Raw genomic sequence first — 16,272 nt, forward strand, 5'->3', positions numbered from 1 at the left:
GCTGCCCGCGGTCGCCGTCACCCGCGCCCTCGACGACGTCAACATGAACCCGGACACCCCGATCGTCGTCCGCTTCGCGCGCTGGGCCGGTGACGTCGCCCACGGCGACCTGGGCCGGACCCTCGAAGGCGACTCCGTCAACGACGACTTCGGCCGCCGTGTCGGAGTCAGCACCCGGCTGCTGCTCCTGGCGACCCTCGTCGGCTCGGCCCTCGGCGTCGCCGTCGGCGCGTACGGGGCGATCCGCCAGTACCGGTTCTTCGACCGGTTCTCCACCCTCGCCTCGTTCTTCGTGCTGGCGATGCCGGTGTTCGTGGTCGGCGTCGCGCTGAAGATCGGCGCCACCGCCCTCAACGACGGTACGCAGACCATCAAGGTCCTCGGTGAGTACGACGCGCAGTACGCCGGACGGTGGGACCCCGCCGCCCTCCTCAACCGCGGCCAGCACATGCTGCTGCCCGCCCTCACCCTGATCATCGTGCAGGTGGCCCTCTACAGCCGCTACCAGCGCAACACCATGCTGGACGTGCTCGGCGCCGACTTCCTCCGCACCGCCCGCGCCAAGGGCTTACGCCGCCGGACCGCGCTGGTACGGCACGGACTGCGCACGGCCGTCCTGCCGGTCGTGCCGTTGCTGGTCTACAACGTCGTACTGCTCTTCGCCGGTGCCACCTTCGTCGAGAAGACCTTCGGCTGGCACGGCATGGGCGAACTGCTCGTCGACTCGGTCGCCGGCCAGGACGTCAACGCGGTGGCGGCGGTCGGCCTGTTCACCGCCGTGCTGGTGCTGATCGCGGGACTGCTCTCGGACCTCCTGTACGCGGCCCTGGACCCCCGCGTACGGGTGCGGTGATGCGTACCACGGGCGGCGGCCGCACGCCGGGGAAGAGCCGTACGGCAGACGGTCACACGCCGGGGGAGAGCCGTACGGCGAACGGCCGCACGCCGGGGCAGAGCCGTACGGCAAACGGCCGCACGCCGGGGGAGAGCCGTACGGCGAACCGCCCCCGGACGTCGCGCGCCCGCCTCACCGCCCGCCGCTTCGCGCGCAACCGGCTCGCGCTGGCCGGGCTGGCGCTGCTCCTCCTGCTCTTCCTCGCCGCGTACGCCGGCCCGCTGCTGAGTCCCTGGGACCACCGCACCCACGACTTCCTCAACTTCCTCTCCGGGCCGTCCGCCGACCACTGGTGGGGCACCACCCAGAGCGGCCTGGACCTGTACGCGCTCACCCTGCGCGGACTCCAGAAGTCGCTGGTCATCGGCGTCCTCGTGGGAGTGGTCTCCACCTTCCTGTCGGCCGTGGTGGGCGCCTTCGCCGGTTACTTCGGCGGCTGGACCGACCGTGTGCTGACCGGGCTCGTCGATCTGCTGCTGGTGATGCCCGCCTTCCTGTTCGTCGCCGTCCTGTCGCCGCTCGTCCGCGGCTCCGGCTGGCCGGTCTTCGTCGTGCTGCTGGCCGCCTTCAGCTGGATGATCACCGGCCGGGTGGTCCGCAGCGTGACGCTCACCCTCAAGGAACGCGAGTACGTCAAGGCCGCCCGCTACATGGGCGTACCGGCACCGGTGATCGTCTTCCGGCACATCCTGCCCAACATGGCCTCCCTGCTGATCATCGAGGCGGTCATCCAGGCCGGAGCCGCGGTCATCGGGGAGAGCGGGCTGTCGTACTTCGGGTTCGGCGTGCAGCCGCCGGACGTGTCGCTGGGCACGGTCATCGCCGACAACACCAACATGGCCGCGAGCTACCCGTGGCTGTTCTTCTTCCCCGCCGGATGCCTGGTGCTCATCGGCGTCTCCCTCGCCTTCATCGGCGACGGGCTGCGGGACGCGCTGGACCCCGACGCCGCGGGAGCCCAGGCCCGCGCCGGGCGACGGCCACGCGGGAAGCGCCGGTTCCGTACGGGCGAAAGCACCGGAGCGACGGAAGGCCGCAGGTGACCGGAGAGCACATCAGCCCCGCGGAGACGGCCGGACGCCCCGCGCTCCGAGTGACGGACCTGCACGTCACCTTCCCCGGCGAGACCGGCCCGGTGCACGCCGTACGCGGCCTGAGCTTCGCCGTACGGCCCGGCGAGGTCCTCGGCATCGTCGGGGAGTCCGGTGCGGGCAAGTCAGCCGCCGCGCAGGCCGTCCTGGGGCTGCTGCCGGACGGCGCCGGGGTACGGGGCTCCGTCGAACTGGACGGCCGGGAACTGCTCGGCCTCGGCGACGCCGAGCTGTCCAGGATCCGCGGCAACGGCATCAGCATGGTCTTCCAGGACCCGCTGTCCGCCCTCACACCCGTCTACAGCATCGGCAGCCAGCTCGCCGAAGCGCTCCGCGTCCACCAGGACCTGAGCCGCAAGGCCGCCCGTGCGCGTGCCGTCGAACTCCTCGACCTCGTCGGCATCCCCGACCCGCACCGCCGCGCCGACGCCTTCCCGCACGAGTTCTCCGGCGGTATGCGGCAGCGCGCCGTGATCGCCATGGCCGTCGCCAACGACCCGCGGGTCATCGTCGCGGACGAGCCGACCACCGCCCTCGACGTCACCGTCCAGGCGCAGATCCTGGACGTCCTGAGGACGGCCCGGGAAGCGACCGGCGCCGCGGTCGTCCTGATCACCCACGACCTCGGGGTGGTCGCCGGGGCCGCTGACCGGGTGCAGGTCATGTACGCGGGGCGGCCGGTGGAGGCCGGGACGGTCGACGAGATCTACTACCGGCCCCGGATGCCGTACACGGTCGGCCTGCTGGGCGCGACGCCCCGGCTGGACGGGCCCACGGGGGTGCCGCTGGTGCCCGTACACGGCTCCCCGCCGTCCCTGTCGGCCCTGCCGCCCGGCTGCCCGTTCGCGCCACGCTGCCCTGCCGCCGTGGACCGGTGCCGGGAGGCGGAGCCCGCCCCGGCCCCCGCCGCGGACGACGGGCACTTCGCCGCGTGCCACCGGAGCGAGGAGATCGCGGCGGGGACCTTGCCACGGGCGGAGATCTTCCCTCCCATGGAGGCGAATCGAACGGCCTCGTCCCCCCAGCAGGGGGCTACCCAAGCGGAGCGAGCCGGAACCGCGCCACCCACCCCCACCCCATCCGCCCCAGCACCATCGGCCCCCGCCCCACTCCCACCCCGCCCCTTAGTCCTCGAAGTCGACGGTCTCGTCAAGCACTTCCCGCTCACCCGGGGCACCTTCGTCAAGCGTGCCGTCGGCTCCGTACGGGCCGTGGACGGCATCAGCCTCGCCGTACGGGAAGGGGAGACGCTCGCCCTGGTCGGCGAGTCCGGCTGCGGCAAGACCACCACCCTGATGGAGATCATGGACCTGGCGGCCGGGCAGGCGGGCACCGTCCGCCTCTTCGGCCGGGACGTCCGGGACCTGGACCGCGCCGCGCGCCGGAGCCTGCGCCGCGATCTTCAGATCGTCTTCCAGGACCCGACGGCCGCCCTGGACCCGCGGATGCCGGCCGGCGACATCCTCGCCGAGCCGCTGCGCACCCACCGCTGGACCGCGGACCGCATCGCCGCCCGCGTCCCGGCCCTGCTGGAGACGGTCGGGCTGGCGGCCGCGGACGCGGGCCGCTACCCGCGCGAGTTCAGCGGCGGCCAGCGCCAGCGCATCGCCATCGCGCGCGCCCTGGCCCTGGAGCCGCGCCTGCTGGTGCTGGACGAGCCGGTGTCCGCCCTCGACGTGTCCGTGCAGGCCGGTGTGCTCAACCTGCTGGACGAGCTGAAGGCCCGGCTGGGCCTGAGCTACCTGCTCGTCGCCCACGACCTGTCCGTCGTCCGGCACAGCGCCGACCGGATCGCGGTCATGTACCTGGGCCGCATCGTGGAGTCGGGGGACACCGCGGACGTGTTCGCGGCGCCGTCCCATCCGTACACACAGGCCCTGCTGTCCGCCGTGCCGCTGCCCGATCCGCGCAAGGAGCGGGAACGGAGCCGGACCCGCGTCCTGCTGGGCGGCGACCTGCCGAGCCCCGCGGACGTGCCGTCCGGCTGCCGCTTCCGCGGCCGCTGCCCGCTGTACGCGGCGCTCGGCACCCCGGAGCAGCGACGCTGCCGCGAGGAGGACCCGCAGCCCAGGGCCCTGACGCCCACCCGCGAGGCGGGCCCGCCGTCCAGGGCCCTGATGTCCACCCGTGAGGCGGACCCGCCGTCCAGGGCCCTGACGCCCACCCGGGAGCAGGACCCGCCCCCCACGCCCCTGGCCCCCGCCCACGAGGCGGCCTGCCACTACGCGTCGTACGCCGCGTCCCCGCCAGGAGGAGGCTGAAGAACGCCTCCCGCGCCGCGCCCTCCCTGTGTTTTCGTCAGTCCAGTCGAGAAAGGGAACGTCTCCGCAATGAAGCTCTCCAGAGTTCCGCTCGCCCTCGTCGCCACCGTCGCGGTGTCGGCATCAGCGCTGACCGCTTGCGGCGGGTCGGACGACAACGGCGGCGGCGCCAAGCCGAAGCAGGCACCGAAGACCACCGCGCTGGACATCAACAAGACCGATCCGGGACAGCTGACCCAGGGCGGCACGCTGAACTGGGCGATCGACCAGTTCCCCGTGCAGTTCAACGCGATGGAGGCGGACGGCAACCAGGCCTCCACCAACGTCGTCGTCGAGGCTCTGCTGCCGTCGCTGTGGCACTCGGCGCCGAACGGCGAGCAGGTCCCGAACAAGGCGTTCCTGCTGGACGCCGCCAGCCGTACCGAGGGCGGCAAGCAGGTCGTCACGTACCACCTGAACCCCAAGGCGAAGTGGTCCGACGGCACCCCGGTGACCTACCGGGATCTGGAGGCCAACGTACGGGCGATGAGCAGCAAGGACGAGGCGTACAAGGCCGGTGCTCCGGCCGGGTACGAGGACGTGTCGTCGGTCCGCAGGGGCAAGGACGACCACGAGGCCGTCCTGACCTTCGGCACGCCGTACGCGGACTGGCGCGCACTGTTCGCCGCGCCCAACAACACCCCGCTCTACCCGGCGAAGTACATGGCCGACGCCAAGAGCTTCACCACCGGCTACCTGAACAAGATCCCGGTCACCTCCAACGCGTACAAGCTGGGCGGCATCGACCGGACCGCGCAGACCGTCACCCTCGTCCCCGACCCCGCCTGGTGGGGCGACAAGCCGAAACTCGACAAGATCGTCTTCCATGCGATGACGACCGAGTCGATGCCCGCCGCCTACGCCAACGGCGAGATCGACTACTTCGACCTGAACGCCGGAGTCGCCGCCTACAAGCAGGCGTCCGGCGTCCGGACGGGCGAGATCCGCGAGGCCGGCGGCCCCAACTACCGCCATCTGACCTTCAACGGCAAGAGCCCGAAGCTCAGCGACCCCGCGGTGCGCAAGGCACTGTTCAAGGCCACCGACCGCGAGACGCTCGTGAAGTCCGGCGTCAAGGGCCTCGGCTGGGAGCCCGTACCGCTGAACAACCACTTCCTCGTGCCCAACCAGACGGGCTACCGGAACAACTCCGGAGACCTCGGCACGTACGACCCGAAGGCGGCCGGCCGGATGCTGGACGAGGCCGGATGGAAGCTGGACGGCAAGATCCGCAAGAAGGACGGTGCGGAGCTGAAACTGCGCTTCGTGATCCCCACCGGCCAGCCCGCCTCGAAGAACGAGGCCACCATCCTGACCCAGATGTGGGCCCAGGTCGGCGTCCAGCTGGACATCCGGACGGTGCCCGTCAACGATTTCTTCGACAAGTACCTGATCCCGGGCGAGTTCGACGTGGCGCCCTACAGCTTCTCCCGCACGCCGTTCTCCGCGTCCGGCTCCAAGAACATCTACGCCACCGACGGCGGCAACAACATCTCCAAGACCGGCAGCGCGAAGCAGGACGAACTGCTGGACAAGGCCGGCCGCGCCACCGACCGGACGACGTCCCTGGAGGCCGTCAACGAGGCCGACGCGGAAGTGTGGCGAAGCGCCGGCGTACTGCCCACCTACCAGCTCCCCGAGATCACCGCGGCCAAGAAGAACCTGGCCAACCTCGGCGCCCAGGGCATGGCCGACATCACCTACGAGTGGATCGGCTACACGAAGTAGCCCACCGCGGTGCGCCGCTCTCTCCGCGCGAACCGGCTCACCGCGGAGTCGCACGATGACCGGGCCCGCCGACCGGCCCGGCCGCCGTGCGGGCGGCGGCGCCCGCGTCACCGGGCCCGCCGCCGTCCTCGTCCTCGTCGGAACCGGAGTTGATGCGGGCGAGGACGGCGTCCCGCTCCGGGGTGTCCTCCGGCTTGAGGAAGCCGACCAGGACGTACAGGACCAGCGAGGTGGCCACCGGCGCGACGATCTGCACCTGGAGCTGGACACCGGACAGCCCGTAGTTGGTGAGCCAGAAGGCGAACAGGCCCGCCGCCCAGGACACCAGCGCCGCCGTCGGCCCGGACCTGCGGAAGCGCGGCACCATGCCCAGCAGGAACGGGATGGAGACCGGCCCCACCAGCCCGGCCACCCACTTGATGACGACGGTGATGATGTCCTTGAACGCCGGCGAGTCGACCTGGGTCGCTATGGCCATCGACAGGGCCAGGAAGGCGACGGTGGACAGCCGAGCGGCCAGCAGGCCCGCCCGGTGCGACCAGGTGCGCGCCCGCGCCCCCAGCTTCGGCAGCGCGGGCGCGATGTCACGGGTGAAGACGGCGGAGATGGCGTTGGCGTCGGAAGAGCACATGGCCATCGTGTGCGAGAAGAAGCCGACGATGACCAGGCCCAGCAGGCCGTGCGGCAGCAGGTGTTCGGTGAGCAGCGCGTACGAGTCGGACGCGTCCGGCTTCTCTGCCGTCACCAGGAGCGGCGCCACCCACATGGGGAAGAAGAGCACGGCCGGCCACACGAACCACAGGACGGCGGACAGCCGGGCCGAGCGCCGCGCCTCGCGGGCGTTGCGGGTGGCCATGTAGCGCTGCGCCTGGTTCCACATCCCGCCGCTGTACTCGAAGGTCTTGATGAACAGATACGCCAGCAGGAACGTCAGCGTGTACGGGCCGACCGTGGGCCGGGTGTGGCCGTCGGGCAGCCGGTCCCACACCGTCCACAGCGCGCTGACGCCGCCCAGCTCGGCCAGCACGGTCACCAGCATCGCCACCCCCGCCAGCAGCTGGATGACGAACTGCCCGAGTTCGGTGAGCGCGTCCGCCCACAGGCCGCCGACCGTGCAGTAGACGCCGGTGACCACGCCGGTGATCAGGATGCCCTGGTTGAGGGTGAGGCCGGTGAAGACGGACAGCAGGGTGGCGATGGCCGCCCACTTGGCCCCCACGTCCACGATCTTCAGCAGTACGCCGGACCAGGCGAGCGCCTGCTGGGTGGGCAGGTTGTAGCGGCTCTTGAGGTACTCCAGCGGGGAGGCGACGTGCAGCCGCGAGCGCAGCCGGTTCAGCCGCCCGGCGAACAGGCGGGCCCCGACGGCGATACCGACCGCGATGGGGAAGGACCAGGTGACGTAGGACGTGACGCCGTACTGGTAGGCGATGCCCGCGTACCCGGTGAACATCACGGCGCTGTAGCCCGACATGTGGTGGGAGATGCCGGAGAGCCACCAGGGCATCCGGCCGCCCGCCGTGAAGAAGTCGGAGACGTCGTCCACGCGCTGGTGGGACCACACGCCGATCGCGACCATCACGCCGAAGTAGCCGATGAGCACGGCCCAGTCGAGACTGTTCATGCCCCCTCCAGGGGTCCGCCTTGTGAACGGGGGAACACTTCGCCGTACGTTCCGCGGGGCGGCGCCCCCGTGCGGGAGCGGGGACTTCGGGGATTGAACCGTCCACGGCGAGGGGCGGTCAAGGGTGCCAGCGGTCAAGGATGTGAACCGCTGTCAGCTAAGCGAACGATTTTGCGGCCTCTTGACCCCTGGGGGAGTTGTTGGGCACGTCCGCCGGAACCCAGGATGAGCGCACACTTCGCCGGGGCGGCACGGGTGCGGGAACCCGTGAGGAGGGAGGGGAGGGGGAAAAGGGGAGGGGAGGGGCTGGGGTGGCGGGCCGCTAGCGCATGATCTCGCCGGCGTTCACCAGCAGTGACTGGCCGGTGATCGCCCGCGCCCGGTCGGACGCCAGGAACGCCGCGGTGTGCGCGACATCGGCGTCCGTCGCCATCTCCGGCAGCGCCATCCGCGCGGTGAGCCGGTCCAGCACCTCGCGCTCCGGTACGTCCTCGGTGTGCGCCGCGTACCGTACGTACGCCTCGACCTGCGGGCCCCACATCCAGCCCGGCTGCACGGTGTTGACGCGTATCCGGCGCGGCCCCAGCTCACGCGCGAGCGCGTACATCGCCGAGACCAGCGCGCCCTTGGACGCCGCGTACGCCGCCTGCCGCACCTCCGACGGCGCGGCCACCGACGACTGCGTGCCGATCAGCACGACCGACCCGCCCCCGCCCTCCGTCATCGACGGCAGGCAGGCGCGCGTCATCCGCAGCGTGCCGAAGAGGTTGATGTCCACGACCCGCTGCCAAGCGTCGAAGTCGGCGTCCGCCAGCCCGCCGAAGTGCGAGTCCAGCGCGGCCACCTGGACGACGGCGTCGATACCGCCGAAACGTTCGGCCGCGAGCGCGGCCAGCGCGGCGCACTGCTTCTCGTCCGCGATGTCCGTCACCCGCCAGGCGACGCGTTCGCCCGACGGATCGGCCTGCGCCGCCGTCTCGGCCAGGCGGGACTCCGTACGGGCGCCGAGCACCACCGAAGCGCCGTCCCGTACGCACGCCATCGCCACCTGATGGCCCAGCCCGGCGCCAACGCCCGAAACGACGACGGTCTTGTCCCGCAGTAGCATGCGCGCCTCCAGGCCGGGCCGACCGCCGAGGATATGTGACGGGCCGTCAGGATAGGGGGTGAGGCGGGCGATGACCACCGTTGCGATGGCCGCCGTTGCGATGGCTGCGGCTGCGGTGACTGCGCTACGGCTGCGGTCGCGCGGCCCGCAGAATGCCCGCATGGTGGACGGGCGCGCCGCACCCCTCCTCAACTGACGCCATGTCAGCTACAACCGATGACCATGACCCACGACCCCGGCACGGACGAACATTCCGGCACGGACGACCGCCCCGGCACGGACAACCGCCCCGGCACGGACGACCACCCCGACACCCGCAGCGGGGCCTACGGCGAACTGGCCGCCGTCGGCCCGTACGGCGTACGCCCCGGGCATGCGCTGATCACCATGGTCGAGCCGCACCCCGGCCAGGAGTACGCGTACAACCGCTGGTACGAGGACGACCACTACCTCGCCGGCGCGATGGCGATGCCGTGGATCTTCGCGGGCCGCCGCTGGGTCGCCACCCGCGACCTCCAGCTCCTGCGCTACCCGGCGCGGTCCGCCGTCGCCCGGCCCGTGACCGCTGGCTGCTACCTCTCCACGTACTGGATCACCGAAGGGCGCTACGACGAGCACATGCGATGGACCGTCGCCATCAACCGGCGGCTCAACGCCGACGGCCGCATCCACCACGGCCGTACGCACGTCTTCACGGCCTTCCACGACCACCGGGCCACCGTCTACCGGGACGGCACCCGGGGCCCGCGGGACCTGCACGCCCTGGACCATCCGTACGCCGGGCTGGTCGTCGAGATCATCGACGCGCCGGACGCGCCGGGCCGTGACGCGCTGCTGCGGTGGCTGACCGGCGGGTGGCTGCCGCGCCGGCTGGCGGGCTCGCCCGCGGCCATGGTGACGGTCTTCCGGCCGACGCCGCTGCCGGGCGACCGGATGGCGTACGTGCGGCAGGTGGAGGGCGTGGACACCCGGCTGACGCTGCTGTGGTTCCTCCAGGAGGACCCGCGCGCGTGCTGGGAGCCGTGGTTCACGGGGCTGGACGAGGAGACCGCCGCTTCGGGGCTGGGGAGGGTGGAACTGGTCGCACCGTTCGTCCCCACGGTGCCCGGGACCGACCGGTACGTGGACGAGCTGCGCTGAGGCCCGGGAACGGACGGACCGCCGTCCCGGGGCGCCCGCGGGCAGGGCCGAGCCCCCTCGGCCGGGACGGCGATCCAGTCGAGAGGGCTCTGGGTGCTGCTCTTCATGCGGTCTGCGGATTGCGTTTCGTGCTGTGCGGTCGACCGGACCAGAAGGAGGACCCGGAACGGTGTCCGTACCCCCGGCCGGACCGGAGCCGTCGGGCTCAGGTCAGGTCGTACGCGCCTTTGCCCACGTCCGCCACGAAGGTGCTCCAGGCGGAGGTGTCGAAGGTCAGGCGCGGGCCGTCGGGGTTCTTGGAGTCACGGACCGCGATGGCGGTGGTCGCCGGCACGGCGACCTCGACGCAGGCGCCATTGCCACCGGAGTACGAGGACTTCGTCCAGGAAAATGCGGAATTGGGCTGAATGGCCATGTTCACTCCGACTCACTCTGAGTTGCACCGCGCTGCCGCGGATTCGGTAATCCAGACGCTACGCGCCAACATCACGGAGGGCAGGAGTAGTTCACTCATCCGTATGGCATATTCCTTGATCTCTTTCCAAGTGGGTGGGCCTCGGTGTACGGTGCCGGGCTTCCTTCCGGAATCCTGAATTCGGCCCGGGAATCCGTCATCGGGGGCGTGGCGATCAGGCCATGGTGTCCGCGTGCTTCTTCGCCGCCGCCGCGATGAACTCCCGGCTCTGGTCCGCGCTCAGCGCCTGGGCTCGCAGATGCTCGTACATGATCGTGTACTTGTGTACGTCGTTGGTCTTCTCCAGGTACAGATCGCTGGTGACGCCTTCGATGTAGACCACGCTCGAATCGGCCGCGTCGTCGAACTCCAGGATCGAGAACGTGCCCGACATGCCCGCGTGCGCGCCGGTGTCGTACGGCAGCACCTGCACCGTCACATGCGGCAGGTTGCTGACCTCCACCAGGTGGTCGAGCTGCTCGCGCATGATCAGGTGGCTGCCCACGACCCGGCGCAGCGCGCTCTCGTCCAGGACGGCCCACAACCGCAGCGGACTGTCCGGGTGGTTGACCCGCTCCTGGCGGCGCATGCGCACCTGGATCCGTTTCTCCAGCTGCTCCTGGGTCAGCTCCGGGACGGTGCCGGGAATGACGGCCTCGGCGTACCCGGGCGTCTGCAGCAGGCCCGGTACGAGCAGCGACTCGTACACCCGCAGCGACGCCGCCTCGGTCTCCAGACCGATGTAGACGCTGTACGGGATGTCGCCGAACGCGTGCCACCAGCCCTGCTGGCGGGAATCCTTGGCCATCTGCATCAGCGAATCGACGACCCGGTGGTCGTCGACCTCGTACACCCCGCACAGATCCCGGACGTCGCGCTGGCTGATGCTGCGGCGGCCGTTCTCCAGGCGGCTGATCTTCGACTGCGACACGAGCAGGCGCTCGGCGACCTCCTCGGCCGTCATGCCCTTCAGCTCGCGGAGCCTGCGCAGCTCCTGGCCCAGCCGACGCCGCCGGACGGTGGGATTGATGTTGGACGCCACGGGACGTGCACCTCCGGCTCCGTACTGCTGATTTCTCCTGCTCAGCAGATTGCCATCCCAGGTCCGCACAGCGCAGTGGAATGGACACACAAGGCGAGCGGACGTGCGCGCGGGGTGGCGGGCCCGGCCGTCGTCCGGAACGGCCGGTCCGCCACCCCGCGCTTGCTGCGGCTCCCGAACGGGACTGTGGGGACGGTGGTGCTGTGGTGCGTGCCGTGCGGTGCTGCGGGTGGTGCTCCGGTCCGGATGGTGCTCCGGTACGCGTCGCGCGGTGGTGTCGTGCTGCCCGCGCGCCGGTCGTGGGGTGCGCCGGGTGCACGTGGTGCGCCTGACGCGCACCTCGCGTGGGTGATGCGTGGTGTGTTCGCGCTCTACATGAACTGCCGGTGGTGCGGTGCCGTGCTCCTCGTCAACGCGCGCCGACGCAACGCGTCATCGCGCGCCGACGCGGGCCATGGACCCGTGGTGCCGCGGCTGTGCCGGTACGCCCGCCGGCTCCGCCGCGACGCGGGTCGCGGGCTGTCGGCCCGCTCCCGGCCCGGAGACCGGTCCGGCCGCCGTCACCTGCGCGCGCCTCGGCTGCGCCGCGACGCCGTTCTGCACATCCATGACGGCATGTGCGACCAGCCCGCCCATCGGGTCGTGCCGGATCAGGTCCCGGAGGCGGGAGCGCGAGGAGCGCCCCTCGTTCCCGGGGTACAGGTGCTTGCCGAGGCCGACCGCGTGGGCCAGTGCGGCGAGCGCCGCGGTCCGCGGGTCCGGCGGTACGCCGGTGCGGATCGCACTGTCCAGCCGGTTCTTGATCTCCCGGCTGATGGCCGTGTCCGTCGCCTGGTAGCGAGTCGTCGGCAGCACTCCGCACATCTGGCCCGCCACGGCATGGACCATGCCGCACCGCTCCAGATGCGTGAGATACGTCTGGCGCAGCCCCAGCCGGGGCCCGCCGATCCAGTGGACGGCGCGCACCGGGCTGCCGCGGCGTCGCAGCAACTCGAGCGCGGAGTCCAGAGTCGGATCTCCGGTCGGCCGTGGCAGCACCACGGCGATACGATCCCCGTCAGGGGCTATCCGTCCGGCCAGAGCCAGCTCTACTAGCTGGGCCCCGGCCAGGCCGAGGTCGAGCGACTGCGGCTGCGCTGTGGTTCCCGTTGCCGGGTCCAAAGCGAGCAGCAGAAGCTCCTCCGGAATTGTTCTGCGGCTCCTGCCCATCCATGCCTCCCCGCGTGGATGAATGACAGGGTGACCCCTCTCACATTCATCTGTCGAGAGTGCGTGGGGGGTTAGGCAGGGAACCTGTAGGTATGTCGTTCTCGTCTAGCTCCTTGGCAACGCCTTCTGTGGGGCGGGGCGCCCAGCGTTTCGCGTGGCGGTGCGGACGTGCTTCGTGAACACAGGACACTTGGCAACACTGGGCAAGGCAGAGCGCGACGTATCGCGAACGTGTGAAGGAGACATAGGTGGCGGGCGAGTCCCCCGGCAAGCCGGAGCAGAAGCAGTCGTCGGGGGAGACGGCGGAGAGCGAACGCGATCCGCGACTCGCAGTCTTCCGTGAATCACCGGCCGGCCCGGCGGAGCCTGCCGACAAGGCGGGTAAGACGGGCAAGGCGGAAAAGGCGGGTAAGGCGGGCAAGGCCGATACGGGCGGTAAGACCGACCAGGCTGATACGGCCGACAAGGCCGACCAGGCTGATACGGCCGGTGGGGCCGATGAGGCGGGTAGGGCCGCCGGGTCCGGTGAATCCGGTGAATCCGGCGAGGCCGCTGACGGCGGCAAGGCCGGGGCGAACGGCGAGGGCCGTGACGAACGGCTGCGGGAAGCGGTCGCCGCGTGGGTGGCGGCCGGGGACGACGAGGGCGCGTCCGGCGAGGGTGCGTCCGCCGAGGGCGCGAACGGCGCCTCCGGGGCCGACGCCGACGCCGCGAAGGACACGCGTGCGAAGGATGAGGCGGGTGAGGCGCCGGTGACGAAGGCGTCGGCCGATGCCGGTTCCGACGCCGATGCCGGTTCCGAAGCCGCGGTCAAGGGTGCGGCGTCCGGGAGTGGCTCCGAGGGGGCTGCGAAGAAGGCCCCCAAGAGCGCCGCGAAGGGGGCTCCCAAGGGCGGCGGCAAGAGTTCCGCGGCCAAGGGTGAGGACGCTTCCGGCGGCGGCTCCGAGGGCGCGCCGGAGGCCGTCGACCAGCCGACGGCGATCTTCAAGGCTCCGGCCTTCGAGGAGGGCGGGGACGAGCCCGCCGACGAGTCCACGCGAGTGTTCTCGATCGCAAAGCAGAAGGCTTCGGACGGCGCCGGGAAGGGCGCTGAGAACGGCGCCGAGGCTGACGCGAAGCCTGACGCGAAGGCTGACGTGAAGGCCGACGCGAAGACTGGGAAGCCGGGCGCCGAGTCCGATGCTGAGCCGGAGGCCAAGCCCGACGCCAAGCCTGATTCCAAGCCCGACGCCAAGTCCGGAAAGTCCGACTCCAAGCCGGAAGGCAAGGGTCAGAGCAAGGGTCAAGGCAAGGGCCAGAGCGAGGGCCAGGGCAAGGGCAAGCCGTCGGTCGACCAGCCGACCACCGCGATCAAGGCCGTACGGCCGCCCGGTGCTGCCGAGTCGGACGGTGAGCGCACCAGCCAGTTCGTGGCGCTGAAGTCCACCGACCCGCAGCCGATCAAGCCGCCGCGGCCGGTCGGGGACGATAAGTCCGACAAGCCGGGCAAGGCCGACAAGTCGAGCAAGACCGGTAAGGCGGCGGCAGCCAAGGACGCCGCGAAGACCGACGACGAGCCGGACACCAAGCCGGGCGCTAAGCCGGGTACCCGGGCGGGCGCTAAGCCGGGCACCAAGGCGGCCGCCGAGCCGGACGTCGCCCCGGGCACGAAGTGGGGCGCGAAGGCCGCCGCCGGGTCCGGTGCCGCTTCCGCCACCGCCGCCGGTGCCGCTTCCGGTGCGCAGCCGGACGCGAAGGACCCGGACGCGAAGGGCGGTGCCGCCGAGGCGCCCGCCGCGACCCCGGCCGGTGCCACCGCGCAGCCGGGCGCACAGCCGGGCGCGCTGCCCGACTCCGAGCAGACCAAGCAGCAGCCGCTGCCGCCGCTGGACCTGCTGGCGCAGCTGACCAACACCCCGCCGCCGCCCGAGACCCCGATGCGCACCGTCGCGCGCCGGTTCAAGATCTGGACCCCGCTGGTCATCCTGCTGGCGATCATCTTCATCGTCGTCCAGCAGGTGCGGCCGCTGCCCGATCCGACGCTGGCGGTGGGCGCGAAGTCCTCGTACACCTTCGGGGGCGGCGCGTTCCAGATGCCGTGGCCGGGTGAGGGCCAGGCCGCGTCGCGGGTCGTCGGCGTGGGTGACGTCGGTACGTACGGGCCGCAGAAGCCGGTGCCGACGGCGAGTGTCGCGAAGGTGATGACCGCGCACCTGATCCTCAAGAACCACCCGCTCAAGCCGGGCGAACAGGGCCCCAAGATCACGGTGGACGCCACGGCCGTCAAGGAGTCGGGCGCCGAGGACGAGTCGCGGGTCAAGGTCAAGGAAGGGCAGTCGTTCACGGAGTACCAGATGCTCCAGATGCTGCTGATCCCCTCCGGCAACAACATCGCCCGGCAGCTGGCGCGCTGGGACTCGCCGCAGGACGAGCAGGCGTTCATCGGCAAGATGAACGCCGAAGCCAAGGCCCTGGGCATGACGAACACCACGTACACCGATTCCAGCGGATTCAAGGACTCCACGAAGAGCACGGCGGTCGACCAGCTCAAGCTGGCCGAGGTCGTGATGAACAACGAGGTCATCCGCAAGATCGTCGCCATGCCGAACGCCGACGTACCCGGTCTCGACCAGCGGCTGGAGAACAACAACAGCCGCCTGCTGATCAAGGGCACGGGCGTCCTGGGCATCAAGACGGGGTCGAGCAGCCCGGCCGGCGGAGCGCTGATGTGGGCCGCCCGGCGGACCATCGACGGCAAGCCGCACACGATCGTCGGCGTGACCATGGACCAGCACTTCAAGGGCCTGGACCCGAACGCCGAGAACAGCCTGCAGCTCGTGCTCGACCGGAGCTACAAGATGCTCAGGGCCGTACAGGACGCCATGACGTCCGCGACCGTGGTCAAGAAGGGGGACGTGGTCGGCTACGTCGACGACGGCCTCGGCGGGCAGACGCCCGTGGTCGCCACCAAGAGCCTGAAGGCGGTCGGCTGGCCCGGCTTCAAGGCGCCGTTCGCGATCGACGGCGGCCGGGCTCCGGTGCCGCACGAGGCGAAGGCCGGCACGGTCGTCGGGCAGCTGAGCGTCGGCAGCGGGGACGGCCGGATGACGGTTCCCGTGGCGCTCCAGAAGGACCTGACCGAGCCGACGTTCGGGTCGAAGCTGACGCGGATCGGCTGAGCCGCTCCACCCGCTGCGTCGAGGCCCCGGCAAGCCACCGCTTGCCGGGGCCTCGGCCTTTGGGGCCGGACGCGGGTCTGGATGCGGGGCCGGACGCGGGGCGCACGGGGCCTGTTCGGGGCCTGCTCGGTGCCGGGCGTTACGTCGTGACCTGCCGGAGTTGTTCCCGGGTGTGGGCGCGGGCCGGGTGGTTGGCGCGCACATGACCGTAAGCGGTCGAAAATGGGTATTCGTGATGATCACCGGTGGTGGCGGCAGCATCGACACCGCGGGCTCGTACAACAGCGGCTGGAGCCACTGCGGCTGAACCCGCAGCCCGGCACCGGGTACGGCCGCCCGGCATCGCGTACCGCTGAGCCACCGGGTCACGCTGAGCCACCGCGTACCGCTGAGCCACCGCGTACCGGTGGACCCGCGCCTGCCGGTGGACCCGCGCCTGCCGGTGTGCGGCGGCTGTCGTACGGTCTCAGTGTCCGCACTGTCCCGACAGTCCCGCCCGGCCCGGTGAAGCGGAGTCCGCCAT

The 16,272-nt window shown here is 71.2% G+C and carries 11 protein-coding genes; 6 read left to right on the forward strand and 5 right to left on the reverse strand.

Annotated elements, in window-relative coordinates:
* The 4 genes from A6A06_RS17710 to A6A06_RS17725 form a co-directional block, all read left to right on the forward strand.
* The coding region (locus tag A6A06_RS17710) for an ABC transporter permease (protein WP_073762276.1) at positions 1 to 853 on the forward strand (853 nt) is incomplete at its 5' end.
* A complete protein-coding gene (locus tag A6A06_RS17715; RefSeq protein WP_242440795.1) occupies positions 853 to 1,938 on the forward strand; it encodes an ABC transporter permease in 1,086 nt (361 codons plus the stop codon). The genes A6A06_RS17710 and A6A06_RS17715, both read left to right, overlap by 1 nt.
* Entirely contained in the window at positions 1,935 to 4,247 is a 2,313-nt protein-coding gene (locus A6A06_RS17720; protein ID WP_073762277.1) for a dipeptide ABC transporter ATP-binding protein, read from the forward strand. The genes A6A06_RS17715 and A6A06_RS17720 overlap by 4 nt, the downstream gene beginning before the upstream one ends.
* Positions 4,248 to 4,316: 69 nt before the next feature.
* Positions 4,317 to 6,014, forward strand: a complete 1,698-nt coding sequence (locus A6A06_RS17725) for an ABC transporter family substrate-binding protein (protein WP_073762278.1) — start codon at positions 4,317 to 4,319, stop codon at positions 6,012 to 6,014.
* A gap of 37 nt (positions 6,015 to 6,051) precedes the next feature.
* On the opposite strand, the gene A6A06_RS17730 is transcribed toward A6A06_RS17725, so the two are convergent.
* On the reverse strand, positions 6,052 to 7,638 hold the full coding sequence (locus tag A6A06_RS17730; RefSeq protein ID WP_073762279.1) for a sodium:solute symporter family protein: 1,587 nt from the start codon (positions 7,636 to 7,638) through the stop codon (positions 6,052 to 6,054).
* Positions 7,639 to 7,960: 322 nt separating this feature from the next.
* Positions 7,961 to 8,746: an SDR family oxidoreductase gene (locus A6A06_RS17735; RefSeq protein WP_073762280.1), complete on the reverse strand. Its 786-nt coding sequence runs from the start codon at positions 8,744 to 8,746 to the stop codon at positions 7,961 to 7,963.
* A gap of 222 nt (positions 8,747 to 8,968) precedes the next feature.
* Between A6A06_RS17735 and A6A06_RS17740 the strand changes: the two genes are divergently transcribed.
* Positions 8,969 to 9,886, forward strand: coding sequence for a hypothetical protein (locus A6A06_RS17740; protein WP_242440796.1), 918 nt, complete (start codon positions 8,969 to 8,971; stop codon positions 9,884 to 9,886).
* A gap of 205 nt (positions 9,887 to 10,091) precedes the next feature.
* Here the strand turns inward: A6A06_RS17740 and A6A06_RS17745 are convergent, their stop codons facing one another.
* From A6A06_RS17745 to A6A06_RS17755, 3 genes are all read right to left on the reverse strand, one after another.
* Positions 10,092 to 10,301 (reverse strand): DUF397 domain-containing protein, encoded by a 210-nt coding sequence (locus A6A06_RS17745; RefSeq protein WP_073762303.1) that lies wholly within the window; start codon positions 10,299 to 10,301, stop codon positions 10,092 to 10,094.
* A gap of 214 nt (positions 10,302 to 10,515) precedes the next feature.
* Positions 10,516 to 11,382 carry a helix-turn-helix domain-containing protein gene (locus A6A06_RS17750; protein ID WP_073762281.1) on the reverse strand — a complete coding sequence of 289 codons (867 nt, stop codon included), beginning with the start codon at positions 11,380 to 11,382 and terminating at the stop codon, positions 10,516 to 10,518.
* Positions 11,383 to 11,814: 432 nt separating this feature from the next.
* On the reverse strand, positions 11,815 to 12,591 hold the full coding sequence (locus A6A06_RS17755) for a GOLPH3/VPS74 family protein (protein WP_073762282.1): 777 nt from the start codon (positions 12,589 to 12,591) through the stop codon (positions 11,815 to 11,817).
* 248 nt (positions 12,592 to 12,839) lie between these two features.
* On the opposite strand from A6A06_RS17755, the gene A6A06_RS17760 reads away from it, so the two are divergent.
* Positions 12,840 to 15,749 carry a hypothetical protein gene (locus A6A06_RS17760; RefSeq protein WP_073762283.1) on the forward strand — a complete coding sequence of 970 codons (2,910 nt, stop codon included), beginning with the start codon at positions 12,840 to 12,842 and terminating at the stop codon, positions 15,747 to 15,749.
* Positions 15,750 to 16,272: the final 523 nt, after the last annotated feature.

Source organism: Streptomyces sp. CB02923 (assembly GCF_001905005.1).
Classification (GTDB): Bacteria; Actinomycetota; Actinomycetes; order Streptomycetales; family Streptomycetaceae; genus Streptomyces.